The 23,401-nt window shown below is 66.8% G+C and carries 23 protein-coding genes and 1 pseudogene; 16 read left to right on the top strand and 8 right to left on the bottom strand.

From position 1 onward, the window contains the following. Position 1: 1 nt before the first annotated feature. The gene (locus FMM06_RS08170; protein WP_144236767.1) at positions 2–1,195 is read right to left on the bottom strand and encodes a GmrSD restriction endonuclease domain-containing protein; all 1,194 of its coding nucleotides are present in this window, start codon (positions 1,193–1,195) and stop codon (positions 2–4) included. A gap of 124 nt (positions 1,196–1,319) precedes the next feature. Continuing rightward, complete coding sequence (locus FMM06_RS08165; protein ID WP_144236766.1) at positions 1,320–2,270, bottom strand: glutaminase; 951 nt, start codon at positions 2,268–2,270, stop codon at positions 1,320–1,322. Positions 2,271–2,432: 162 nt separating this feature from the next. Between FMM06_RS08165 and FMM06_RS08160 the strand changes: the two genes are divergently transcribed. Next, positions 2,433–3,617, top strand: coding sequence for a PQQ-dependent sugar dehydrogenase (locus tag FMM06_RS08160; protein WP_144236765.1), 1,185 nt, complete (start codon positions 2,433–2,435; stop codon positions 3,615–3,617). 173 nt (positions 3,618–3,790) lie between these two features. Further along, positions 3,791–4,825: a sulfotransferase family protein gene (locus FMM06_RS08155; protein ID WP_185965094.1), complete on the top strand. Its 1,035-nt coding sequence runs from the start codon at positions 3,791–3,793 to the stop codon at positions 4,823–4,825. Positions 4,826–4,868: 43 nt separating this feature from the next. Here FMM06_RS08155 and FMM06_RS08150 read toward each other — a convergent pair whose 3' ends face one another. Both FMM06_RS08150 and FMM06_RS08145 read right to left on the bottom strand, forming a co-directional pair. Then, complete coding sequence (locus tag FMM06_RS08150) at positions 4,869–5,378, bottom strand: YciE/YciF ferroxidase family protein (RefSeq protein WP_144236763.1); 510 nt, start codon at positions 5,376–5,378, stop codon at positions 4,869–4,871. Positions 5,379–5,439: 61 nt separating this feature from the next. Beyond that, entirely contained in the window at positions 5,440–5,814 is a 375-nt protein-coding gene (locus FMM06_RS08145) for a VOC family protein (protein ID WP_185965093.1), read from the bottom strand. A 163-nt stretch (positions 5,815–5,977) separates the two neighbouring features. Here FMM06_RS08145 and rpsB point away from each other — a divergent pair. From rpsB to FMM06_RS08085, 12 genes and pseudogenes are all read left to right on the top strand, one after another. After that, positions 5,978–6,715 (top strand): annotated as a pseudogene (gene rpsB, locus FMM06_RS08140) (30S ribosomal protein S2); the annotation flags it as partial. A 300-nt stretch (positions 6,716–7,015) separates the two neighbouring features. Next, complete coding sequence (gene tsf / locus FMM06_RS08135) at positions 7,016–7,942, top strand: translation elongation factor Ts (RefSeq protein WP_144236760.1); 927 nt, start codon at positions 7,016–7,018, stop codon at positions 7,940–7,942. Between the two features lie 181 nt (positions 7,943–8,123). Further along, a complete protein-coding gene (pyrH, locus tag FMM06_RS08130; RefSeq protein ID WP_144236759.1) occupies positions 8,124–8,846 on the top strand; it encodes a UMP kinase in 723 nt (240 codons plus the stop codon). A 2-nt stretch (positions 8,847–8,848) separates the two neighbouring features. Then, positions 8,849–9,418 (top strand): ribosome recycling factor, encoded by a 570-nt coding sequence (gene frr, locus FMM06_RS08125; protein ID WP_144236758.1) that lies wholly within the window; start codon positions 8,849–8,851, stop codon positions 9,416–9,418. 65 nt (positions 9,419–9,483) lie between these two features. Beyond that, positions 9,484–10,137, top strand: a complete 654-nt coding sequence (gene uppS / locus FMM06_RS08120; protein WP_235889240.1) for a polyprenyl diphosphate synthase — start codon at positions 9,484–9,486, stop codon at positions 10,135–10,137. Then, the gene (locus tag FMM06_RS08115) at positions 10,127–10,933 is read left to right on the top strand and encodes a phosphatidate cytidylyltransferase (RefSeq protein WP_235889164.1); all 807 of its coding nucleotides are present in this window, start codon (positions 10,127–10,129) and stop codon (positions 10,931–10,933) included. Before uppS ends, FMM06_RS08115 begins: the two co-directional genes overlap by 11 nt. Beyond that, positions 10,930–12,087 carry a 1-deoxy-D-xylulose-5-phosphate reductoisomerase gene (locus tag FMM06_RS08110; RefSeq protein WP_144236756.1) on the top strand — a complete coding sequence of 386 codons (1,158 nt, stop codon included), beginning with the start codon at positions 10,930–10,932 and terminating at the stop codon, positions 12,085–12,087. The genes FMM06_RS08115 and FMM06_RS08110 overlap by 4 nt, the downstream gene beginning before the upstream one ends. Beyond that, a complete protein-coding gene (rseP, locus tag FMM06_RS08105; protein WP_144236755.1) occupies positions 12,087–13,223 on the top strand; it encodes an RIP metalloprotease RseP in 1,137 nt (378 codons plus the stop codon). The genes FMM06_RS08110 and rseP overlap by 1 nt, the downstream gene beginning before the upstream one ends. 107 nt (positions 13,224–13,330) lie before the next feature. After that, positions 13,331–15,859, top strand: coding sequence for an outer membrane protein assembly factor BamA (gene bamA, locus FMM06_RS08100; protein WP_235889161.1), 2,529 nt, complete (start codon positions 13,331–13,333; stop codon positions 15,857–15,859). Further along, positions 15,859–16,428, top strand: coding sequence for an OmpH family outer membrane protein (locus FMM06_RS08095; RefSeq protein WP_144236754.1), 570 nt, complete (start codon positions 15,859–15,861; stop codon positions 16,426–16,428). Before bamA ends, FMM06_RS08095 begins: the two co-directional genes overlap by 1 nt. 17 nt (positions 16,429–16,445) lie before the next feature. Continuing rightward, on the top strand, positions 16,446–16,892 hold the full coding sequence (gene fabZ / locus FMM06_RS08090) for a 3-hydroxyacyl-ACP dehydratase FabZ (protein ID WP_144236753.1): 447 nt from the start codon (positions 16,446–16,448) through the stop codon (positions 16,890–16,892). A 207-nt stretch (positions 16,893–17,099) separates the two neighbouring features. Continuing rightward, the gene (locus tag FMM06_RS08085; protein WP_144236752.1) at positions 17,100–17,741 is read left to right on the top strand and encodes a hypothetical protein; all 642 of its coding nucleotides are present in this window, start codon (positions 17,100–17,102) and stop codon (positions 17,739–17,741) included. Positions 17,742–17,837: 96 nt separating this feature from the next. Here the strand turns inward: FMM06_RS08085 and nudC are convergent, their stop codons facing one another. From nudC to FMM06_RS08065, 4 genes are all read right to left on the bottom strand, one after another. Further along, positions 17,838–18,659, bottom strand: coding sequence for an NAD(+) diphosphatase (nudC, locus tag FMM06_RS08080; protein WP_144236751.1), 822 nt, complete (start codon positions 18,657–18,659; stop codon positions 17,838–17,840). Positions 18,660–18,703: 44 nt separating this feature from the next. Next, the gene (locus FMM06_RS08075; protein WP_235889159.1) at positions 18,704–19,321 is read right to left on the bottom strand and encodes a PEPxxWA-CTERM sorting domain-containing protein; all 618 of its coding nucleotides are present in this window, start codon (positions 19,319–19,321) and stop codon (positions 18,704–18,706) included. Between the two features lie 45 nt (positions 19,322–19,366). Then, the gene (locus FMM06_RS08070; protein ID WP_144236750.1) at positions 19,367–20,107 is read right to left on the bottom strand and encodes an arginyltransferase; all 741 of its coding nucleotides are present in this window, start codon (positions 20,105–20,107) and stop codon (positions 19,367–19,369) included. 87 nt (positions 20,108–20,194) lie between these two features. Then, a complete protein-coding gene (locus tag FMM06_RS08065; RefSeq protein ID WP_144236749.1) occupies positions 20,195–21,439 on the bottom strand; it encodes a threonine ammonia-lyase in 1,245 nt (414 codons plus the stop codon). Positions 21,440–21,696: 257 nt separating this feature from the next. On the opposite strand from FMM06_RS08065, the gene FMM06_RS08060 reads away from it, so the two are divergent. Then, positions 21,697–22,368, top strand: coding sequence for a DUF4760 domain-containing protein (locus tag FMM06_RS08060; protein ID WP_144236748.1), 672 nt, complete (start codon positions 21,697–21,699; stop codon positions 22,366–22,368). Continuing rightward, positions 22,365–23,228 carry an NAD(P)-dependent oxidoreductase gene (locus tag FMM06_RS08055; RefSeq protein WP_144236747.1) on the top strand — a complete coding sequence of 288 codons (864 nt, stop codon included), beginning with the start codon at positions 22,365–22,367 and terminating at the stop codon, positions 23,226–23,228. Before FMM06_RS08060 ends, FMM06_RS08055 begins: the two co-directional genes overlap by 4 nt. Positions 23,229–23,401 lie beyond the last annotated feature (173 nt).

Raw genomic sequence — 23,401 nt, 5'->3', positions numbered from 1 at the left:
GTTAGCGAAATCCGGCGAAATTTATCCTTACAGACCCATCTTGGTTAGTCGTCACAGTCGGAACGTTGAATTCGATGCCTAGCGCCGCTCGTAGAGCGGTTCCCCAAATCGCCAGTCGATCGTAGGTATGCGGTATACCTGCGGTGTCGCTCTCAACTGATTCTAGAAATGCCTGATTTGATAAACATTGATTATAGGTTTCTAAAACAGTTTCTCTATTACTTAGCATAGCTTCTCGAATGATTTGATCAGTTGCATAAAATATCAAGACGTCGAATATTGCTCTATTAAAGGACTTCGATCCTATCTTGCGTGCAAGCAAATTGTCCCCAAATACCTCAAATAGTATGTCAAGCCCAGCGTCAAAATCGCCAAGGTTCCTGTAAACGGAGTTTTGATCTCTGTTCCAGTGCTCGTTCAGTGAAGCACAGCAATTATCTAGGAATTCTTTCATTCGGCCACCATACTCAGCCAAGAAACGTCTGAATGAGAGATACCGCACTAAAAGTTCGACGTCCCGCATTCTTGGATCCGGGTTTGTCCGCGAAAGAAGTCTCTGGACCGACTTCATATCCATTGCTATATCGTCAATAAAGTCGGAAAATGGTCCCGGAACCATAGCCTGCCGCAGCTCTTGCGGAGACAGCTTAACGCTTCCGGTATTTAGTCTCAAAAAGACTAGATGAAGAAATGCGGTGTTAGGCCAGTTGCGAATGACTACGGTCCGAATTGTATTATTAAAGAATATGTTTAAGTCATCGCGGCGTGCTGGATCTTTCTGTAATTGCGAAAAACGCTTCCGGGAGAGGTCGGTGCGAGCCTCCATGCCACTTAATCCGAATCCATTTTTATCTCCTTCGGATTGACCCGTAAATTGTAGAAGAGCTAAAAGTCGTTGCTTTCCGTCAAGAACGATAAATTGCCCACGTTGGCCCTTCTTTTCAGCGAGCACTATCTGCGGGATCGGTAGGCCGATGATTATCGACTCAATGAAGCGGCTTTTGCCTTTGAGGGTCCACGCATCCCGGCGCTGAAAGCGTGGATTGAGGTCGATATTCTTGCTCTTCAGCTGAGAAATAACAGTCTCAACCGTCCAATCTGATGAATAGAGAACCGCATCGGAGAAGGCTTCAGTCTCGCTTTCCTGAAGCGCAGTGTCATCCTCATCGACAAATTCCAATTCAATCTCAGCCATGAAGATACCCAATTCTTTCACGAGACGGTCAGTCGATACCCGTGATCCGACTGTGAAGCGCTTCCGTAATGTTACTTTAGCTGACACTTTGAGCTAAGCAACGTGGTGAATGAGCGGCCCGACATCACCCCCCCTCCGGCGTGAACACCGACCACCCCATTGCCCCCGCCAGCCGCTCCAGCGCCAGCGTCGCCAGCACCGAGTTGCCCTGCGCCCCCAGCCCCGGCGACCAGACCGCGACGCTCGCCCGCCCTGGCACCACCGCGACGATGCCGCCGCCGACGCCGCTCTTGGCCGGCAGCCCGACGCGGAAGGCGAAGTCGCCGCTGGCGTCGTAGTGGCCGCAGGTCAGCATGAGCGCCGCGATGCGGCGGGCGCGTTCGGGGGTGACGATGGCCGTGCCGTCGGCCTCGCCGCCTGCGCTGAGGAAGCGGGTGGCGCGGGCGAGCTGGCGGCAGGACATGGCGATCGCGCACTGGTGGAAATAGGTTTGCAGCACCTCGTCGACAGGGCGGCGGAGGTTGCCGAAGCTCTTCATGTAATTGGCGAGCGCGGCGTTGCGGAAGCCTGTCGCGGCCTCCGAGTACGCCACGCGCGGGTCGATCTGGATAGTCTCGTCGGGGTTGCCCCTGGTGCCGGCAAGCTCGCGCAGGAAGCGCAGGATGGCGCCGATCGCGCCGCGGTCATCGTCGTGCGCCTCGGCGATGACGTCGGCGACGATGAGGGCGCCGGCGTTGATGAACGGGTTACGGGGAATGCCGCGTTCGGCCTCGAGCTGGACGATCGAGTTGAACGCGCTACCCGACGGCTCGCGCCCGACACGCGTCCAGAGCGCGTCGCCCTGGATGTCGAGCGCCAGTTTCAGCGTGAACAGCTTCGAGACGCTCTGGATCGAGAAGGGCTCGTCGGCGTCGCCGGCGATGTGCTCGGCGCCGTCGGCGGTGCACACCGCGATGCCGAACTTGCCCAGCGGCACGCCCGCAAGCTCGGGGATATAGTCGGCGACCTTGCCGCGGTCGGTGACGCTCGCCATGTCGGCGGCGATGGTGGCGATGGTGGCGGCGAGGTCGGGCATCCGCCTCTTGTGCGTCATTCCGGCGAAGGCCGGAACCCGTCGCGGCCGGCGCCGATATCCCGCCTGCGGCACCGTGGGTCTCGGCGCTCGCCGGAATGACAGGGTAAGGGGAACCCGTCGCTTCGGAATCGTTTCACACAGGCACACCCCAAGGAGCCCCGCATGTACCGCCTGCTTACCCTCGCCCTCCTCGCCGCGCCGGCGTGCGCCGCGCCCGTGCCGACCGGCCCCGCCAACGTTCCCGAATTCAAGCCGGCCTTCGCCGGGCAGACGCGCGCCGAGGCGGTGAAGACCAGGGCACCGCTGGCGGTCACCGAGATCGCGGCCGGGTTCAACAAGCCTTGGGCGCTGACCTTCCTGCCCGACGGCCGCATGCTGGTCACCGAGAAGGCGGCGGGCAGCATCCGCATCGTGGCCCGCGACGGCGCCAAGTCGCCGCCGCTGACGGGCACGCCCAAGACCGACGCGCGCGGGCAGGGCGGCATGTTCGACGTCACGCTGGCGCCCGACTTCGCGAAGTCGGGAACGATCTTCTGGAGCTATGCCGAGCCGCGCGAGGGCGGCACCGGGCTGGCGGTTGCGCGCGGCAAGCTGGTGCAGGGGGCGGCACCCCGCGTCGAGGACGTGAAGGTGGTGTTCCGCATGCTGCCGACGCTCGACTCGACGATGCATTACGGCGGGCGGATCCGCTTCGCGCCCGACGGGAAGCTGTTCATCACGACCGGCGAGCGGTCGATCCTGCCCGGTCGCGTCCAGGCGCAGGACCTCGGCAGCCATTTCGGCAAGGTCATCCGGATCAATGCCGACGGGTCGGTGCCGAAGGACAATCCCTTCGTCGGGAAGGCCGGCGCGCGGCCGGAGATCTGGTCGTCGGGGCACCGCAACATCCAGTCGGCGGCGCTCGATGCCAAGGGCCGGCTGTGGGAAGTCGAGATGGGGCCTCAGGGGGGCGACGAGCTCAACTTGGTGGTCAAGGCCAAGGATTACGGCTGGCCGACGATCGGCTACGGCGAGGAATATTCGGGCAAGCCCGTCGGCAAGGGCATCACCGCTGCGCCCGGGCTCGAGCAGCCGGTCTATTACTGGGATCCGGTGATCGCGCCGTCGGGCATGGCGATTCACAGCGGCAAGGGCGTGCCCGAGTGGCAGGGAAATGTCTTCATCGGCGGGCTGAAGACCAAGGACGTTGTGCGGTTGGTGCTGCGCGGCGACAAGGTGGTCGGCGAGGAGCGGCTGGTGGGCGAGCGCGGCGAGCGCATCCGCGAGGTCCGCGAGGGGCCCGACGGCGCGCTGTACCTGCTGACCGACGCCACCGACGGCAAGCTGCTGCGCGTCGGCACGCGGTAGCGCGTCGGCTCGTGGCCGACTTCCTGTTTGCGTGCGCGATCCAAACGCGCAACGAACTTGGGGATGTGTCGGTCGTGTAGAGGGAGCAAGGATGACCAGCGGCTCGTGCCTCGACGGCACGAGCCGTGCCGAGGGAGTCTGGTTCGTCGCTTCTCTTTGGCTGGCTCGTCGTGGTGACCGGTCCGATCTTCATCGTCGGCGCGTCGCGCAGTGGGACCGAGCTCGCGCGGTCGGTGCTCATCCGCCATCCCGACATCCACATCGGGGTTGAGACGCACTGGTTCGACGATCTGCGGCCACGCCTTCGTGATCCGCGCGCGGTGCCGGATGCGGCCGAGACGGAGCGCATCCTCGCCTATCTGCTGGCGCTGCGGCACGGCTATGGCATGCGGGTCGGCGATGCGACGCCCGAGGAGGCGGCGGCGCTGCGTGCGCGGTGGCAGGTGAAGGGCCCGACCGCCGACGATGGCTTCGCCGCGCATGGGCTGCTCCAGGCCGAGCGTGCCGGCAAGCGGATCTGGGGGGAGAAGACGCCGCGGCACCTGTTCCGCGTCGACGACATGCTGTCGGCATTTTCAGACGCCCGCGTGCTGGTGTGCATGCGCGATCCGCGTGGCGTCGTCGCCTCGTACCGCGACTGGCGCAACAACTGGTTCGACCGCGACGAGCTATCGGCCGATCAGCGCGCGGCGATTGTCGCCGAGGAGCGGCGGACGAGCCGGTCGTTCGGCCTGACGCTTGCGACGTTGATCTGGCGGTCGGCGGCGGCAACGGCCTTGAAATTGGCAGCGCGCGGCGACCACCGTATTTGCCTGTTGCGCTTCGAAGACTTGATCGCCGAACCCGAACGCACCTGCCGAAGTCTCGCGGACTGGCTGGACGTGGCGTTCGATCCCGCGATGCTGGAGGTGCCGATGGCCAACAGCTCCTATCGCGCGGCGGCTGCGTCCCATGGTTTCGATGTCGGGGCCATCACGAGCTGGCGGCAGCGGCTGACCGGTGACGAGGCTCGCTACATCGCTTGGCTGGCCCGCAGACCGATGGCCCGGCTGGGGTATGACGGCGACGGCGAGGGTGCCGATTGGCGCTTCAACCTGCGCGCGCTGGCCGGCCTGCCAGCTGAAGTCTTCCGGGCCTTTGCCGCGAACCGGGCGCGGATCGGCAATGTCCGGCATTTCCTGGCATCGCGCATCGCGGGCCTGCGCTGAATGCGACGCCGCCGGTCGGCGTGACCGGCGGCATCGTCCAGGGTCAGGCCTCGGCTTCGGCCTCGATGTTGACCGAGCTTTCGGCGAGCTGGGTCATGAACTCGTCGGCACCGTAGATATCCTTGGTCGCCGCCTTGAGCTTCTTCTGGTCGTCCTTGAGGCCGAGCGCGGCAGCGTAGGCGGCAGCGGTGCCGAAGCCTGCGATGCCGTAGTGGCTCATCCGCTGGTACTGCGCGATCATGATGACATCGAGCAGCGGGCCCTTGTCGGGACCCTCCTCGAGCGCATGCTTGGTGGCCTCGGCGACGAGACCCTCCATGCCCTTGCAATGCTCCTTCGACACCTTCTCGTCATGCGCAGCGAGGAGTTCCTTGATCAGCGTCGTATGCTGCTCGATGCCGTCCTGCGACTTGGTCAGCATGTCCTTCAGCTTGGGGTCGCTGGCCTTGGTCGTCAGCTTCTTTACGACCCGCTTCATCTGGTCGTTCGCCGAATACAGGTCCTTCAGCTCGTCGATGTAGATTTCCTGCAGGTCTTCGGGGGCTTCGGACATGGGTGGTCTCCTGACGCTGGGGTGGGGCCAGCGACAAGTGCCTGAACGATCGATAGTTCCGTCAGCCTTGCGTGAGGCTCAGCACGTTGCCGTCGGGATCGGCGAACCACGCGACCTTGGCGCCGCCGTCGGGCGCGGTCCAGATGCCGAGCGCGTCATGGCCGAAGCCTTCGTAGATGGTGAAGACGACGCCCTTGTCGCGCAGTGCGGTGCAGGCGGCGGCAATATCCTCGACGTGCCAGCCGAGCGCAGGATGCCCGCCAGCGGTCCAGTTCGGGATGTGCGTCACGCGCAGGATCGCGCAGCCGAGATCGTAGACGGTCGCGAAATCGTCCTGCTTTCCGAGTGGCAGGCCGAGCACGCTCTGGTAGAACGCTGCCGACGCCGCCGCATCGCGGGTCTGGATGAAGGTGACGGGCGTGGCGCTGGACAGCATCCCTGCACAATAGCGTTCCGGAGACGTCACGGCAACGCGCGGCTTGACCCCGTCCACCCGCTCGGCTAACCGCGCCATCCACGTAAACCCCACGCAGGGGACATATCCGGTGCCGCTGAAGCGGCCACTCCCTGCGGCGGCTCAACCGGAAGGAAAGTTACTTATGGCGACTCCCGTCGTCTCGATGGCGCAGCTTTTGGAAGCAGGCGCCCACTTCGGCCACCAGACGCATCGCTGGAACCCGAAGATGAAGCCCTACATCTTCGGCGACCGCAACGGCGTCCACATCATCGATCTGTCGCAGTCGGTGCCGCTGTTCGCGCGCGCCCTCGACTTCGTGCGCTCGACCGTCCAGGCGGGCGGCAAGGTGCTGTTCGTCGGCACCAAGCGCCAGGCGCAGGAGCCGATCGCCGAGGCCGCCAACCGTTCGGGCCAGTTCTACGTCAACCATCGCTGGCTCGGCGGCATGCTGACCAACTGGAAGACGATCAGCGGCTCGATCAAGCGCTTCAAGACGATGGAGGAGCAGCTCGCCGGTGACACCGCGGGCCTCACCAAGAAGGAAATTCTGAAGCTGACGCGCGAGCGCGACAAGTTCGAGCTCAGCCTCGGCGGCATCCGCGACATGGGCGGCCTTCCCGACGTGATCTTCGTGATCGACGTCAACAAGGAGGAGCTGGCGATCAAGGAAGCGAACGTGCTGGGTATCCCGGTCGTCGCGATCCTCGACACCAACACCGATCCCAGCGGCATCGCCTTCCCGGTGCCGGGCAACGACGACGCGTCGCGCGCCATCCTGCTATATTGCAACGCGATCGCGGACACGATTATCGAGGCGCGCCAGGGCCGCCAGGCGAACCAGGGTCTCGACCTGGGCGCGATGGACGAGCCGCCGATGGAGACCTTCACGCCGGCCGCTGCGCCCGAGCCGCTGCCGACCTCGATGGTCGAAGCCCTCGGCGAAGTCGGCGTGCACGTGCCCGAGACGCCTGCCGACATGCCGGTTGCAGAGGTTGCGGACTCCGCGACTGACTCGACCGTCGGCGAGAGCGCCGAAGCGTCGGCCTGAACCTGAATTACGTCATGCTGGCGCACGCCAGCACCCACGGTGGTGCATAAACCGTAGCATATTGCTTGCACGACCATGGGTGCTGGCGTCCGCCAGCATGACGACCCGTTAAAAGCGAATAAGGACACCGACATGGCCGAAATTACCGCTTCCATGGTCAAGGACCTGCGCGAGCTTACCGGCGCGGGCATGATGGACTGCAAGAAGGCGCTCAACGAAACCGGCGGCGAGACCGAGGCCGCGATCGACTGGCTGCGTGCCAAGGGCCTCGCTGCGGCTGACAAGAAGCGCGGGCGCACCGCTGCCGAGGGCCTGGTCGGCGTCGAGACGTCGGGCACGCGCGGCGCCGCGGTCGAAGTCAATTCGGAGACCGATTTCGTCGCCAAGAACGAGCAGTTCCAGTCGTTCGTGCGCGCCGTGACGAGCATTGCGCTGGCGTCGGGCGACGACATGGCCGCGCTCGCGGCTGCCCCCTATCCGGGCAGCGAGGGCAGCGTGCAGGACAAGCTGACCAACAACATCGCGACAATCGGCGAGAACCAGTCGCTGCGCCGCGCCAAGCTGGTCGAAGTCGGGCAGGGCGTCGTCGTCAGCTACACGCACAACGCGACCGTGCCGGGCCTCGGCAAGATCGGCGTGCTCGTCGGGCTCGAGTCCGAGGCCGATGCGTCGGCGCTCGAGGCGCTGGGCCGCCAGATCGCCATGCACATCGCGGCGGCCAACCCGCTGGCGCTGCACGAGGACGGCCTCGACGCCGAGACCGTCGAGCGTGAGCGCAACATCGCCCGCGAGAAGGCGATCGCCAGCGGCAAGACGCCGGAAATCGCCGAAAAGATGATCGAGGGCGGCGTGCGCAAGTACCGGCAGGAGAACAGCCTGCTGACGCAGGTCTTCGTGATCGACGGCAAGTCGAAGGTCGGCGACGTCGTCGCGGCTGCGGCGAAGGCCGCGGGCAAGCCGATCACGGTCACCGAGTTCGTCCGCTTCCAGCTGGGCGAAGGCATCGACCGCGAGACGAGCGACTTCGCGGCCGAGGTCGCCAAGGCTGCGGGCGTATAAGCGTTCGTTCGTCATCCCCGCGAAGGCGGGGACCCAAGGTCACAGGGCGCGGCGCAGGGGTGCGTGTCGGCTCGGAACTTGGTGACTTTGGGTCCCCGCCTGCGCGGGGATGACGAAAGCGCATAAGCGCACTACGAAGGCGGATAAGTCCGCGACACACTCGGGGGAGGAAGCCGTACACATGCCAGCTCCCGCGTTCCGGCGCATCCTGCTGAAACTCTCGGGCGAGGCGCTGATGGGGTCGGGCCAGTTCGGCATCGATCCGCAGGAAACCGCGCGCATCGCCGGCGAGGTCAAGCTGGCGCAGGCGGCCGGTCACGAGCTGTGCCTCGTCGTCGGCGGCGGCAACATCTTTCGCGGGCTGGCAGCGTCGCAGCAGGGCTTCGACCGCGCGAACGCCGATTACATGGGCATGCTTGCGACGGTCATGAACGCGCTCGCGGTGCAGAACGCCCTCGAGCAGGCGGGTGTCGACACGCGAGTCCAGTCGGCGATCCCGATGCCGAGCGTCTGCGAGCCCTACATCCGGCGCCGTGCCGAACGGCACCTCGAGAAGGGCCGCGTCGTGATTTTCGCGGCCGGCACCGGCAACCCCTATTTCACCACCGACACCGGTGCCGCGCTCCGCGCCGCCGAGATGAAGTGCGATGCGATCTTCAAGGGCACCAGCGTCGACGGCGTGTACGACGCCGACCCCAAGAAGGTCCCGACCGCGACGCGCTATGCCGAGGTCAGCTTTTCCAAGGTATTGGCCGATGACCTTCGCGTCATGGATGCGAGTGCGATCGCCATGTGCCGCGACAACAACATCCCGATCGTCGTGTTCAACATTCGCGAGACGGGCAATCTGGCGCGCGTCCTCGCGGGCGAAGGCGTATCGACGATCGTGAAGAACGAGGGTTAGACATGGCGGACTTCGACGGCGCGGCATTCAAGGCCGATCTCGAGCGGCGGATGGCAGGCGGCCTCGACGCGTTCAAAAGCGATCTGGGCGGCCTGCGTACCGGGCGCGCCTCGGTGTCGCTGCTCGATCCGGTCGAGATCGAGGTCTATGGCGCGCGCATGCCATTGAACCAGATCGCCACGGTGACCGCGCCGGAATCGCGGATGCTGTCGGTGCAGGTCTGGGACAAGTCGAACGTCGCCGCTGCCGACCGCGCGATCCGCGCCGCGGGGCTGGGCCTCAACCCGATCGTCGACGGCCAGACGCTGCGCCTGCCGATCCCCGACCTGACCGAGGAGCGCCGCAAGGAACTGGCGAAGCTCGCCAACAAGTACGCCGAAGGGGCGCGCATCGCGGCGCGCAACGTGCGGCGCGACGGCATGGAAATCCTGAAGGCCGCCGAGAAGAAGGGCAAGATCAGCCAGGACGACCAGAAGCGCTTCGAGGCCGAGGTCCAGAAGCTGACCGACAAGTCGATCGCCGAGCTTGATGCGGCGGCGGCGGCCAAGGAAAAGGAAATCCTCGGCAAGTGAGCCCGGTGGCGGCCATCGCGACGACCGCGGACGTGGCCGCCGGTCCGCGCCATGTCGCCATCATCATGGACGGCAACGGCCGTTGGGCGAAGGCGCGCCACCTGCCGCGCGTCGCCGGCCACCGCGCCGGGGTCGAGGCCGTGCGCCGCATCGTCGAGGCCGCACCCGACCTGGGTATCGAGGTTCTGACGCTCTACGCCTTCTCTTCCGAGAACTGGAAGCGGCCGGCGGACGAAGTCGGCGACCTGATGGGCCTGCTCCGCCACTATGTCCGCAGCGAACTCGCCGAGTTGCACCGGAACGGTATCAAGCTGCTCTTCATCGGCAATTACAAGGCCTTGAAGCCTGACCTAGTGACGTTGCTCGAAGATGCGCGGACGCGCACGGCGGGCAACACCCGCATGACATTGGTCATCGCGCTCAACTACGGCGGGCAGGACGAGATCATTCGTGCGGCACAGGCACTCGCCCGCGAGGTCGCACCCGACGCGATCGACGCCGCGGCTTTCGAGGCGCGGCTCGACACCGCCGGCCTGCCGCCGCCCGATGTCGTCGTCCGCACCTCGGGCGAGCAGCGCCTGTCGAACTTCCTGCTGTGGCAGGCGGCGTACGCCGAATTCGTCGTCACCGAACGGCTGTGGCCCGATTTCGACGGCGCCGCACTCGCCGAGACCTGTGCCGAATTCACCACCCGCGAGCGGCGCTTTGGTGGACGTTAAAACCCTGCTCGCGGCGCGCGGGCCGCTGACCACTCGCATCCTGACGGGGCTGGTGCTGATCACGCTCGCGGTCGCGGCGGTGTATTTCGGCGGGACGGCGTTCACTGCGCTGGTCGCGCTCGCGGTGTTGCTGATGTTCGCCGAATGGTCAGTGATGCACGGCCTGCCGCGCTTTATCCGCCTCGCGGGGCTCGCTGCGCTGGCGGCGACGATCTTCCTTGCGAGCTACGGGCCCGCCTCGCAGGCGCTGCTGACCCTCGGCGGTGCGGCGCTGGCGCTCGGGCTGTTCGCGCGCAACTTCGGCGGGCGTTTCGCCTGGGTGGTCGGGGGTGTGCTGTACTGCGGCCTGCCGGCAATCGCGCTGATCGTACTTCGCGCGCAGCCGTCGGGAATCATGCTGACGGTGTGGACGCTTAGCATCGTCTGGGCGACCGACATCTTCGCCTATTTCGCCGGCCGCGCCATCGGCGGGCCGAAACTGGCGCCGGCGATCAGCCCCAACAAGACCTGGGCCGGGCTGGGCGGCGGAGTAGTCGGCGCGGCGCTGACAGCGTACGGTGTTGCGGCCTATTTCCAGATGTCGGGACCGGTGAAGGATTATGCATTGATCGCGGGCGGGGTTCTCGCCGTCGTCGCGCAGGGGGGCGACCTGTTCGAGAGCTGGATGAAGCGCAACACCGGCGTCAAGGATTCGGGCCGCCTGCTGCCCGGCCACGGCGGCGTCCTCGACCGGCTCGACGGGCTGGTGCCGGTGGCGGTGCTCAGCGCGCTCGGCTTCGTCGCGGTGCTGCGATGAGGGGGATCACCGTCCTCGGCAGCACGGGTTCGGTCGGCCAGTCGACGCTCGACCTGATCTCCCGGAGTCCAAGCGAGTGGCGCGTCGAGGCGCTGACCGCCAACCGCGACGCGCTCGGCTTGGCGGCGCAGGCGAAGGCCGTAGGGGCACGCCGCGCCGTGGTCGCCGACGAGAGCGCCTATGCGGCGCTGCGCGACGCGCTCGCGGGCACGGGCATCGAGGCGGCGGCGGGCACCGCGGCGCTCTGCGAGGCGGCACGCGCCGATGTCGACGTCGTGATGGCGGCGATCGTCGGCTATGCGGGCCTCGCGCCGACGCTCGCGGCGGTCGAGCAGGGGCGCACCGTCGCGATCGCCAACAAGGAAACGCTGGTCTGCGCGGGCGACCTCGTCACCGCGACTGCGGCGCGCACTGGGGCGACGCTTCTGCCCGTCGACAGCGAGCACAACGCGATCTGGCAATGCTTCGACTTCGCGCGGCCCGAGCGCGTCAGCCGCGTCATCCTGACCGCGAGCGGCGGGCCGTTCCGCACCGCGTCGGACGCCGAGATGCGCGTCGCGACCGTCGCGCAGGCGTGCAAGCACCCGGTCTGGTCGATGGGCGCCAAGATCTCGGTCGACTCGGCGACGCTGATGAACAAGGGTCTCGAGCTGATCGAGGCGCATCATTTGTTCCCTGTTCGCGCCGATCAGCTGGAGGTGCTCGTCCATCCGCAGTCGGTGGTGCATAGCTTGGTCGAGTATATCGACGGCTCGGTGCTGGCGCAGCTCGGCACGCCCGACATGCGCACGCCGATCGCCTACACGCTGGCCTGGCCCGAGCGGATGGCGACGCCATGCGCGCGCCTCGACCTCGCGTCGATCGGCAGCCTGACCTTCGAGGCCCCTGATTTCGCGCGTTTCCCGGCGCTCGGCCTGGCTTGGGATGCGCTGCGGGCAGGGGGGTCGAGCCCGTGCATCCTCAACGCCGCCAACGAGGTCGCGGTCGCGGCGTTCATCGCCGGTCAACTCTCGTTCCTCGATATCGCCGCAATCGTCGGCGAGACGCTCGACCGGGTGACCGCGCAAGCCTGCCGGTCGCTCGACGAGGTGGTCGCCGTCGACGAGGCGGCACGTGCCGCGGCACGCGAGGCGATGGGGAGTCGACTGCACTGATGCCGACGCTGCAACCCGGTCTGCCGTTCACCGTGATGGTGTTCATCGGCGTCATCGGCACGCTCGTCTTCGTGCATGAGTTCGGTCACTATTACGTCGCCCGGCTGTGCGGCGTCCGCGCCGACACCTTCTCGATCGGCTTCGGCCGCGAGATCTTCGGCTGGACCGACAAGCGCGGCACGCGGTGGAAGCTCGGCTGGCTGCCGCTCGGCGGCTACGTCAAGTTCGCGGGCGACCTCAACGAGGCGAGCCAGCCCGATGCGACCATCGAGGACACGCCGCTAAGCGAGCGCAAGGGCCTCTTCCACTTCGCGCCGCTGTGGCAGAAGGCGGCGATCACCGCCGCCGGCCCGCTAACCAATTTCGCGCTGGCGATCCTGATCTACGCCGGCTTCTTCATGACCTACGGCAAGACCGTGACGCCGGCGATCGTCGCTGCGGTGCAGCCCGGCGGTGCGGCAGCGGCAGCGGGCGTCGTCGCGGGGGACCAGATCGTCGCGATCGACGGCAAGCCGATCGCCAGCTTCGAGGCGATCTCGGGCAAGGTCGCGGTCAATTCGGGCGAGCCGATGGTCGTGCGCATCGCGCGAGGCGGTGCGGTCCGCGACCTGACCATCGCGCCCAAGGTGATCTTCGAGACCGACCGCTTCGGCAACTCCTACCAGAGCGGCCGTCTGGGCCTGCTCAGCGGACGGCCGCAGTACGTTCCCGTCTCGGCGCTCGGCGCGATCCCGCAGGCGGTACGCCACACGGCGTTCGTCGTCGAAGCGTCGGTCAAGGGCCTGTGGCAGATCATCAGCGGCCGCCGCTCGGTCAAGGAACTCGGCGGCCCGATCAAGATGGCGCAGTTGTCCGGACAACAGGCCTCGCTGGGCCTGCCGAACCTGATCGAATTCGTCGCGCTGATCTCGATCAACCTCGGTTTCGTTAACCTGCTGCCCATCCCGATGCTGGACGGCGGGCATCTGTTCCTCTACGCGCTGCAGGCAGTGCGGCGTCGGCCCTTGGGCGAACGTGTCCAGCAATGGGCGTTCATGTCGGGGTTTGCGGCTCTGGTCTCGCTGATGGTCTTCCTGACCTTCAACGACCTTGGGTCGATCGGCGTGTGGCGGCATCTTTCTGGGTTGCTCGGCTGAGGGGGCATGGCCTCGGGCGAGCGACTGAACGGTCGACAGGGTTGAAGGGCGGGTTACGCGTGAATCTTATGCCAGGGACGAAGCGGCCGAGCAGCCGGCTGACTCCCATGCTTCTTCTCGGCACTGCGCTCTGCGCCGCGCCGCTTTCCGCCCAGACGGCGCCCGCGCCGGCGCCCGCCGCATTGCCTGCGGTGCCTGCGGTCGCCAACCCGACGGGGACGGTGCGCGCCATCGTCATCCGCGGCACCGAGCGCCTGGAGCCCGAGACGGTGCGCTCCTACGTCGAGCTCGAACCCGGCGACAGCTATGACCGCGAGCGCCTCGACAAGGCATTGAAGGATTTATATGCGTCCGAGCTGTTCGCCGACGTGACGATCCGCGACGATGCCGGCACGCTCGTCGTCGAGGTCAAGGAAAACCCCGTCATCAATCGCATCATCGTCGAGGGTGCGAAGCGGGTGAAGGAAGACAAGATCCGCGAGGAGGTGCGCGCCGCCCCCCGCCAGATCTTCACGCGATCCAAGGCCCGTGCCGACGTCGCCCGCATCCTCGAGCTTTATCGCCGGTCGGGGCGCTTCGCCGCGTCGGTCGAGCCCAAGATCGTCCAGCTCGACCAGAACCGCGTCGACCTGGTGTTCGAGATCAACGAGGGTGCCAAGTCCAAGGTCCGCCAGATCAACATCCTGGGCAACACCAAGTTCAAGGACGGCGAGCTGCGCGGCGCGATGGCGACGCGCCAGGCGCGCCCGTACCGCTTCTTCACCTCGAACGACACCTACGACCCCGATCGCCTGGCGTACGACCAGCAGAAGCTGCGCCAGTTCTATCTTACCGAAGGCTATGCCGACTTCCGCGTCGTCTCGTCGGTCGCCGAGCTGACGCCCGACCGCAAGGACTTCATCGTCACCTACGTGATCGAGGAGGGCGAGCGCTACAAGTTCGGCCGCGTCGAACTCGACAGCCAGATCCGCGACATCAAGTCGAAGGATTTCAAGCCGCTGATCCGGATCGAGCCCGGCGAGTGGTATAACGCGCAGAAGATCGAGAATAGTGTCGAGACGCTGTCCGAGACCGCCGGACTGCTGGGCTACGCCTTTGCCGAGGTGCGCCCGCAGTTCGATCGCGACAAGGAAAAGCGCGAGATGAACGTCACCTTCGCGATCAACGAGGCGGCGCGTAACTACATCGAAAAGATCAACATCAACGGCAACACGCTGACCAAGGACACGGTTATCCGCCGCGAGTTCCGCGTTGCGGAGGGCGATGCCTTCAACAGCTTCAAGGTCAAGCGGACGCGCGACCGTATCCAGGGCCTGGGCTTCTTCCAGGAGAAGTTCGAGATCGAACAGAAGCCCGGTTCGGCCCCCGACAAGGTCATCCTCGAAGCTAACGTCCAGGAAAAGCCGACCGGCTCGCTGCAGGTTTCGGCGGGCTTCTCGAGCCTCGAGCGGTTCATCCTCAGCCTGTCGATCGAACAGCGCAACTTCCGCGGCCTCGGCCAGACGCTGCGTGCCTCGGCGAACGTCTCGAGCTATTCGAAGTCGGTCGAGGCGGGCTTTACCGAGCCGTACCTGTTCGGGCGCAACCTCGCGCTGGGCTTCGACATCTTCCGCCGCGACTATCGCTCGTTCCGCTACACCGGCAACGGCAACGAGCGCGACACGACCTATACCAACGTCACGACGGGCGCGCAGGTGCGCGCCGGCTTCCCGATCACCGAATATTGGGCGGCGTCGCTGCGCTACGGTATCAGCCTCGACGACATCGGGCTCGACGACATCTACTTCACCAACGGTGTCTGCGATCCGCTGCTCGCCGGACGCTATCTGTGCGACGCGGTCGGCAAGCGGACGACGTCGTCGGTCGGCTACAGCATCATCTACGACGACCTGAACAACCGCCTGCGCCCGAGCGCCGGTCAGCGCTTCACCTTCAGCCAGGACTTCGCTGGTGTCGGCGGCGGCGTCCAATATCTGCGGACGCGCGGCACCTTCGACAAATACTGGGCGCTGTTCGGGACGGGCTTCGTGCTCAACCTCGGCGTCGAGGGCGGCTATATCTACGGCTATGGCGACGAGCCGGGTCCGGGCCAGGATAAGATCCGCATCAACGACCGCTTCTTCCTCGGCGAGCCTCAGATCCGCGGCTTCGCGATCCGCGGCGTCGGTCCGCGCGTCATCCGCCGCCTGCTCGATGCGAACGGCAACCCGTCGTTCGAGAAGAACAGCTTCACCGACGACGCGCTGGGTGGTCGTGCCTTCTACCGCGGGCGCGCCGAAATCCAGATCCCGCTGGGTTCGGCGGGGGCGGAACTCGGCCTGCGGCCGTCGATCTTCACCGACGTCGGCGCGGTCTTCGGGCTGCGTCGTCCGCGGCTCAGCTGCCAAAACGGCCCGACGACGGTCCTCCAGCCGTCGGACCCGTCGGATGGGCCGTGCGTCGCCAACACGGCAGGCTCGTCGGGCTTCCAGGAGTTTTTCCAAGGCAACAGTCCCAAGCCGCGTGTCTCGGTCGGTGCCGGCGTGTCGTGGAACTCGCCGTTCGGGCCGTTCCGGTTCGATCTTGCCAAGGCGTTGCTGAAGGAAGAAGGCGACGACGACCAGCTGTTTACATTCAACGTAGGAACCCAATTCTGATGACCAACATGTTCAAATCTCTCGCACTCGCGACGACCCTGCTCGCCACCCCGCTGATGGCGCAGACGCTCCCCGCGCCGGTCATCGTGATCGTCGACATGGAAGAGATCATCTCGACCTCGGTCGCCGGCAAGCAGGCGCAGAACGAGCTGAAGACCCGTTTCGACGGCATCCAGGCCCGCCTCCAGTCGCTGCGCACGCAGTACGGCACCGAGGAGCAGGCCCTGCTCAAGACGCGTCCGACCGCGCCGGGTGCAGCCGCCACCGCCTGGGAGACCAAGGCGCGCGAGATGCAGACGCGCAAGACCAAGGACGAGCAGGACCTCGCCAAGCGCAACCAGGATTTCGAGGCGGCGCGTCAGAACGTGCTGCGTCAGATCAACGAGGGCGCGCAGCCGATCATCTCGACCGTGATGCGTGAGCGTGGCGCGTCGATCGTCCTCGCCGAGGGCGCGACGCTGCAGCACACGGCAGCGCTCGATGTCACCAAGGACGTCGTCGCCCGCCTCGACAAGGCGCTGCCGCGCGTCTCGGCTGCTCCGCCGGCTGCTGCGCCTGCCGCCAAGTGAGTGACGCCGCCGCCACGATGAGCTCTGCAGACGTGGCGGCGGTGATGTCGCTGATCCCGCATCGCTTCCCGATGCTGCTCGTCGACCGGGTCGAGGATATTGTCCCCGACCGGTCGGCGCGCGGCGTCAAGGCGGTGACGATCAACGAGCCGTTTTTCGCAGGCCACTTCCCCGGCCGCCCGATCATGCCCGGCGTGCTGATCGTCGAGGCGCTGGCGCAGACCGCCGGCGTGCTGGCGATCCGCAGCATGAACCTCGCGGGCACCGGCAAGCTCGTCTATTTCATGGCGATCGAGGATGCGAAATTCCGCTCGCCGGTCGAGCCGGGCTGCCTGATGGACCTGCACGTAGAGTTCATCCAGCGCCGTTCGACGGTGTGTAAGTTCGCGGGCCGTGCCGTGGTCAACGGCAAGACCGTGGCCGAGGCACGCTTTACCGCGATGATCGCCGACGCCCCCGCCTGACGCCGGCGTCGCCATCGCTGCAGTCTAACTGCAGCTGGCCCCCCTGTAGTTCATGTTCGTTTCATCGCAGCGCGCCTAGCTGGGCGTACTGCGCGGCGCGAATACTTTGCTGAACGCGGGGTTAACATTGCTCTGCTGTTCTTCAGTGGAACTAGTTCACCCTCTCAACGTTGGGCGCGCGGAACAACAGTCAAGGAGTTCGTTGCTATGCGTTACTTTACCAAGGCTCTGCAGACCGTCGGCATCGGCGCGCTGCTCGCGCTGTCGACCGCCCCGGCCCATGCCGAAGACGACAAGGCCAAGGCTCGTGCGGCGATCGCCGAAGCCCGCGCCAAGATCGAAGCTGGCGACAAGGTCGGTGCCGCCACCGACGCTGCCGGCCTGCAGGGCCAGGCTCGCGCCGCGCTGAGCAGCGCCGAGACCCGCCTTGCCAAGGGTGACAAGAAGGAGGCCCAGGCCGACGCGCGCCGCGCCGCCGACCTCGCCGACGCCGCGCTGGTGAGCGCCAACCAGAACAAGCAGGGCGCCGAGCAGGCGCGTACGCAGGGCGCCGAGGCTGCTGCAGCCAACGCCCAGGATGCCGCGGCCGACGCCAACGCCCGTGCCGCCGCTGCCGAGGCTGCTGCTTCCGCTGCTGCTGCCGATGCCGCCGCTGCGCGCGCCGCACCGCCGGTGATCGTCGCGCCGCCCGCCCCGGTCGCACCGCCGACCACGACCGTCGAGACCAAGGTCGTGAAGACGCCCGCGAAGACGACGACGAAGCGCGTTCCGGTCAAGTACGCGACCAAGCGCGTCACGACGCCCGCGACCGAGAAGACCACGACGACGGTCACGACCACGCCGCAGTAAGGTCTCAGCTTTCAGCTAACATTGTGATCCCCGCGCAGGCGGGGTCCATTTCCGAAGTCAGGTGATGGATCCCCGCTTGCGCGGGGATGACGCTGTCTAGCGTACCCACTCTTCGAGCAGCGTCCGCGCGATCGCCAGGGGTGGCGGAGCGAGCCAGTCGCCGGTGCCCGCGAGCGCCGCGCGCACCTCGGCCTTGGTCACCCAGCGCGCCTCCTCGAGTTCTTCGCCATCCAGGTGGAGTTCGTAGCCGCCCGCATCGGCGAAGGCGCCGATCATCAGGCTCGACGGGAAGGGCCAGGGCTGGCTGGCGATGTAGCGGACGTTGCTGACCGCGATCCCCGCCTCCTCGTAGAGTTCGCGCGCCACCGCCTCCTCCATGCTTTCGCCCGGCTCGACGAAGCCCGCGAGCGCCGAGAAGAAGCGCTTCGGAAAGCGCGGCTGCCGCCCGACCAGCGCATGGTCGCCCTTGATCGCCAGCATGATGACCACCGGATCGGTGCGTGGAAAATGCTCGGCGCCGCACGCCGGGCAGGTGCGTGCATAGCCGGCCTTGGCAAAGACCGTCGGCGCAGCGCAGTTGGCGCAGAAGCGGTGGCGCGCGTGCCAATCGAGCAGCGATCGCCCCTGTGCGACGATCCCCGCCCGTCCCGGGTCGGCGCTGGCGGCGAGGAGTGCCCCCGCCGCACGCGCCTCGGTAGCGACCCCGTCCAGCTCGTCGGCGCTGGCGGCCGCGGCAAAGCGTGGCGCGTCGCCGTCGAGGCCGAGGAACACCGATACCGCGTCGTGCGGAATGTCCGAGCGATAGGCCCAGAGCAGGTCGCCGTCGGCGGTCAGCACGGGCTTCAGATCGTCGAACACCAGCCAGCGCGCGGCTGGATCGGCGCGCGCCGCGACCATCGCGCCGGCGTCGCGCCGCATGGCGTCGGCACGGTCGAGCGTGGAACCGGTAAAGCCCAGGGGTTTCAGGCGGCGACCCCGCGACGCCGCCGCAAGGCCGTGCCCGTCAGGCCGAAGCCGGTGATGAGCAGCGCCCAGGTCGCGGGCTCGGGAATGCCCGGCGCGATGTTCGGCAGGCCGAGCGCCAGCGCGTCCATTGTGAAAGACTCCGCCGAGAAGAAGCGCCCGCTCGTGTAGAGGCCGTAGACCATGTCGTTCGAGCCGCCCGACAGGTACATGTGCTCGCCCGCGCCCACCGACGTCGTCCGGACCAGAACCTCGACCTGCAGGTCGGGGTCGTATTCGCTGAGCTCGAGGAAGATCTCGGCGGTCCCCGTGACGAACGCGCCGAAATCGGGCCAGCAATAATCGTTCAGGTCATTCAGCGCCGGGCCGACGGTGACGAGGATCGACGTGCCGCCGAACACCTGCATGCCCGACTTCGCCGGGTTCGCCGGGGTGCCCGCCACGACGACACCGCCGCTGACATAGGTCGGGATCTCGCCGGTCTGGAAGCCGGTCGTGCCGAGCGGGACATTGTCGAAGCCGACGATCGACTGCGCCCCGTTGGACACGTGGGGCACGCCGACCGCCGCCGCCGGTGCGGCCAGCGCCAGCATCAGGCTTGCAACGATAATCCGCATGGCCCGCTCCCCCCGTCTGCGGCGCGATCCTATCACGCCGCCCGGCTATGGGGCAACGCGCCGCCAGCCGTGCGCGCCGAGCAGCTCGACGGGCTTGAAACGCGTCTTGTACGCCATGCGGTCGCAGCCATCGATCCAGTAGCCGAGATAGACGTAGGGCAGCCCGGCGCGGCCTGCGCGGACGACGTGGTCGAGGATGATGAAGGTGCCAAGCCCCCGCCGGTCGGGCAGGTCGGGGGCGAAGAAGCTGTAGACCATCGACAGGCCGTCGGACTGCTTGTCGGTCAGGCACGCCCCGACAAGGCGGCCCGGGGTGCCGTCGGGGGCAGCGGGCTCGCGGTATTCGACGACGATCGTGTCGACCGGCGAATGCTCGATCATGTCGGCGAAGTCGAAGGCGTCCATCCGCGCCATACCGCCCGCCGGGTGCCGCGCGCCGACATAATCCTGCAGCAGGTCGAACTGCTCCTGCGTCGACCAGGGCTCGCACGCGCGCACGTCGAGGTCGGCGTGACGGCGGAGCAGCCGCTTCTGCGAGGCACTCGGGCGGAAGGCACCGGCCGCGACGCGCACCGAGACGCAGGCGTTGCAGCCGTCGCACGACGGGCGGTACACGATGTTCTGCGAGCGGCGAAATCCGATGCGGGCCAGCGCCTCGTTCATCTCGGGCGCGTCGGTGCGCTTCAGCTCGGTGAACACCTTGCGCTCGAAACGGCCCGCCACATAGGGGCAGGGGCTCGGCGCGGTGACGAAGAAGCGTGGAAACTTGAAACTCTGGTCGGTCATCGCGCGCGTCCGCTCCCTCCCGAGCCTCCCCACGTCCAAGACGGCAGTGTGGCTGCGAATCTGCGGCGCGAACAGCCTTAATCGCGCTTAATCCAGCTCGATCATCCGCACTTCATAGCTCGCCGCCCGCAGCGCCTCGACCAGCCGGTCGAGATGGTCGCGGTCGCGCGTCTCGCACTCGATGTCGGTGATCAGGCCCTTCGCCGGCAGGTTGGTGAAGACGCGCTGGTGATAGACCTCGAGGATGTTGACCTGCTGCTGGTCGAAGATGCGCGCGACCTCGAACAGCTGGCCCGGCCGGTCCTTGAGCCGGATACGCAGGCGCGCCAGCCGCCCGGCGCGCGCGAGGTCGCGCAGCAGCACGTTCGCCAGCAGCCGCGTGTCGATATTGCCGCCGCACAGCACCAGGCCCACGGTCCGCCCGCGGAAGCGCCGCGGATGCGCGAGCAACGCCGCGAGACCCGCGGCGCCGGCACCCTCGGCGACCGTCTTCTCGATGGTCAGCAGCATGGCGACGGCGTGCTCCAGGTCGCGCTCGCCCACCAGCACGATGTCGTCGACGAGCGCGCGCACGACCTGCGACGTCAGCACGCCGGGCGTCTTGACCGCGATGCCCTCGGCGAGCGTGTCGCCGTCGCACGTTACCGTCTGGCCGCGCAGCATCGCGTGCATCGAGGGGTAGAGTTCCGCCTGGACGCCGACCACCTCGACCGGGTTCGCCCGCGCCTTGGCGACGGTCGCCATGCCGGAGATCAACCCGCCGCCGCCGATCGGCACGATCAGCGTGTCGATCGCGGGCGCATCCTCGAACATCTCGATCGCGACGGTGCCCTGGCCGGCCATCACCGCGGGGTCGTCGAACGGGTGGACGAAGGTCAGCCCGCGCAGGTCCGCCAGCCGGTACGCCTCGGCCGACGCCTCCTCGAACTTCTCGCCATGCAGGACGATATGCGCGCCGTGGCTCTCGGTCTGCTGCACCTTCACCACCGGCGTGAAGCGCGGCATGACGATCGTCGCCGGAATGCCCAGCCGCGCGGCATGATACGCCAGGCCCTGCGCGTGATTGCCGGCGCTCGCCGCGATGACCCCGCGCGCCCGCTGCTCGGGCGTCAGCGTGAGCAACTTGTTGAGCGCCCCGCGCTCCTTGTAGGCTGCGGTGAACTGCAGATTCTCGAACTTGATCCAGACCTGCGCACCGGTCAGCTCGCTCAGCGTCCGGCTGTGCAGGCACGGCGTGCGGATCACCTTGTCGCCGATCGCGATATGCGCCGCGACGACGTCGGCGAGTTCGATCGGCAGCGCGGTGGCTGCGGCGGTAGCGAGGGCGGTCATTGTTTCGGCTTAGCGGGGGGGCGCCCGCTTGGCCAGCAAGGCTTGACCGGTGGCGGGCGGGGCGCCATCTTTCGGGTGTCGATGGGAGAGCGAGCGATGCGCGAGGGATTGCGTGATCGAGGGTCTTTCGGGGACTGACCGCAACCCATGGCAACTGCCGCCGTTGAGGCGGTAATCTTGACTTTCCGCCCGGTTTCGGGTAGCGATTTTGTCGAAGGAGACGAGTGATGACGATCGAAGGCCTTCGCGACTAAACCTTGGACGGCACGGCGGTCCCTTCGGCTGTTGGTGCCTGGTACACGATAGTCACCCACGACGCGGGCGCCGCGTTTCCATACGCTTTCCTCCTCGCGCCTCTTGCTACTATTCTCGGGGTCTGCGCCGCCATCTTCGTGGCCCGCGCATCGATCAAGAACGCCCGAGACACCGCTCGCCTGAAGGCGACGCTCGACCTGATCGAAAAGGCCGAGTCTTCGGATTTCTACCTTCGTATCAACGCCAGTTTCACGCGGGTCCGGCGGGAAAATCTCTTCGACCGCCTCGACGACCCGAACGACGTCGACAGCAAGGCGCTTCGCCTCGATGTCGGGGCCTATCTCAATCACTACGAACTCGTCGCCATCGGGATCGAAAACCGCATCCTCGATGAGGCGATGTACCGGCTCTGGATGGCGGGTCCATTCGTCCGTGACTGGAACGCGGCTGCCGACTGGATCCAGCGCGAGCGCTGGCGGCGCGGCACAGCCGAGGCGTGGGTCTATCGCGACGGCATCTACGCCACCTACCAGACCGTCGCCTGTCGCTGGTCGAAAGAGGCCCGGCGACTTGTCGCCGGTGCCCCGCCGGTGGATACACCCGACGTACCGGGCGGAACGCCGATCAGTCCCGGTGACGAACCCCTGCCAGACACAAGCGGAACCCCCGGATGAAATTGAGTTTCCTCGGCCTCGGCGTCATGGGCGCTCCCATGGCGCGGCATCTGGCGGCGGCGGGGCACGACGTGACCGTGTACAACCGCACCGCCGCAAAGGCACAAGCCTGGGTGGCGGCGCATGGCGGGCGGGCGGCGGCGACACCGGCCGAGGCGGCGACGGGCGCGGAGGTGGTGCTGACGTGCGTGGGCAACGACGACGACCTGCGCGCCGTCGTCCTGGGTCCGGACGGGGCGCTCGCGGCGATGGCGCCCGGCGCGCTGTTCGTCGATCACACCACTGTGTCGGCGACGATCGCTCGCGAGATCGCGGCCGCGGGCGAGGGTCGCGTCCTGGTGCTCGACGCGCCGGTGTCGGGCGGGCAGGCGGGGGCGGAGAACGGCGCGCTGACGATCATGTGCGGCGGCACCGAGGCGGCGTTTGCTGCCGCGCAGCCGGTGCTCGCGGCCTATGCGAAGCGCGTCGGGCACATGGGGCCGTCGGGCAGCGGGCAGCTGACCAAGATGGTTAACCAGATCGCCATCGCGGGCGTGCTGCAGGGGCTCGCGGAGGCGCTGGCGTTCGCGCGCGCCGCGGGGCTCGACAGCGACGCCGTGGTCGACGTGATCTCCAAGGGTGCGGCGCAGAGCTGGCAGATGGACAATCGCGCCGCGACGATGGCGAAGGGCGAGTTCGATTTCGGCTTTGCGGTCGACTGGATGCGCAAGGACCTGGGGCTGGTGCTGAACGAGGCGTCGCGCGCCGGGCTGGGCCTGCCGCTGACCGCGCTGGTCGACCAGTTCTACGCCGACGTGCAGGCGATGGGCGGCGGCCGCCACGACACGTCGAGCCTGATCCGGCGCTTCGACCCGCGCTGATTTCGCTGTCCTATTCGATTACAATGTGCCAGATAGGTGAAATGACCGTGCGGCTTCCTTCTACCCTCGCCGACCGCCCCGCGACCGATGTGCGTGGGCGTCGCTTTAGAGTGAACTTAAGCGCGTCGGCGCAGGTCGTTCGTGGGTGTCAAATTCGCTTACTTGTTCATCTT

The organism is Glacieibacterium frigidum, from assembly GCF_007097155.1.
GTDB classification, from domain to species: domain Bacteria; phylum Pseudomonadota; class Alphaproteobacteria; order Sphingomonadales; family Sphingomonadaceae; genus Glacieibacterium; species Glacieibacterium frigidum.
The sequence above is the reverse complement of the archived record's forward strand: the minus strand, read 5'-3'. Positions and strand labels throughout refer to the sequence as shown.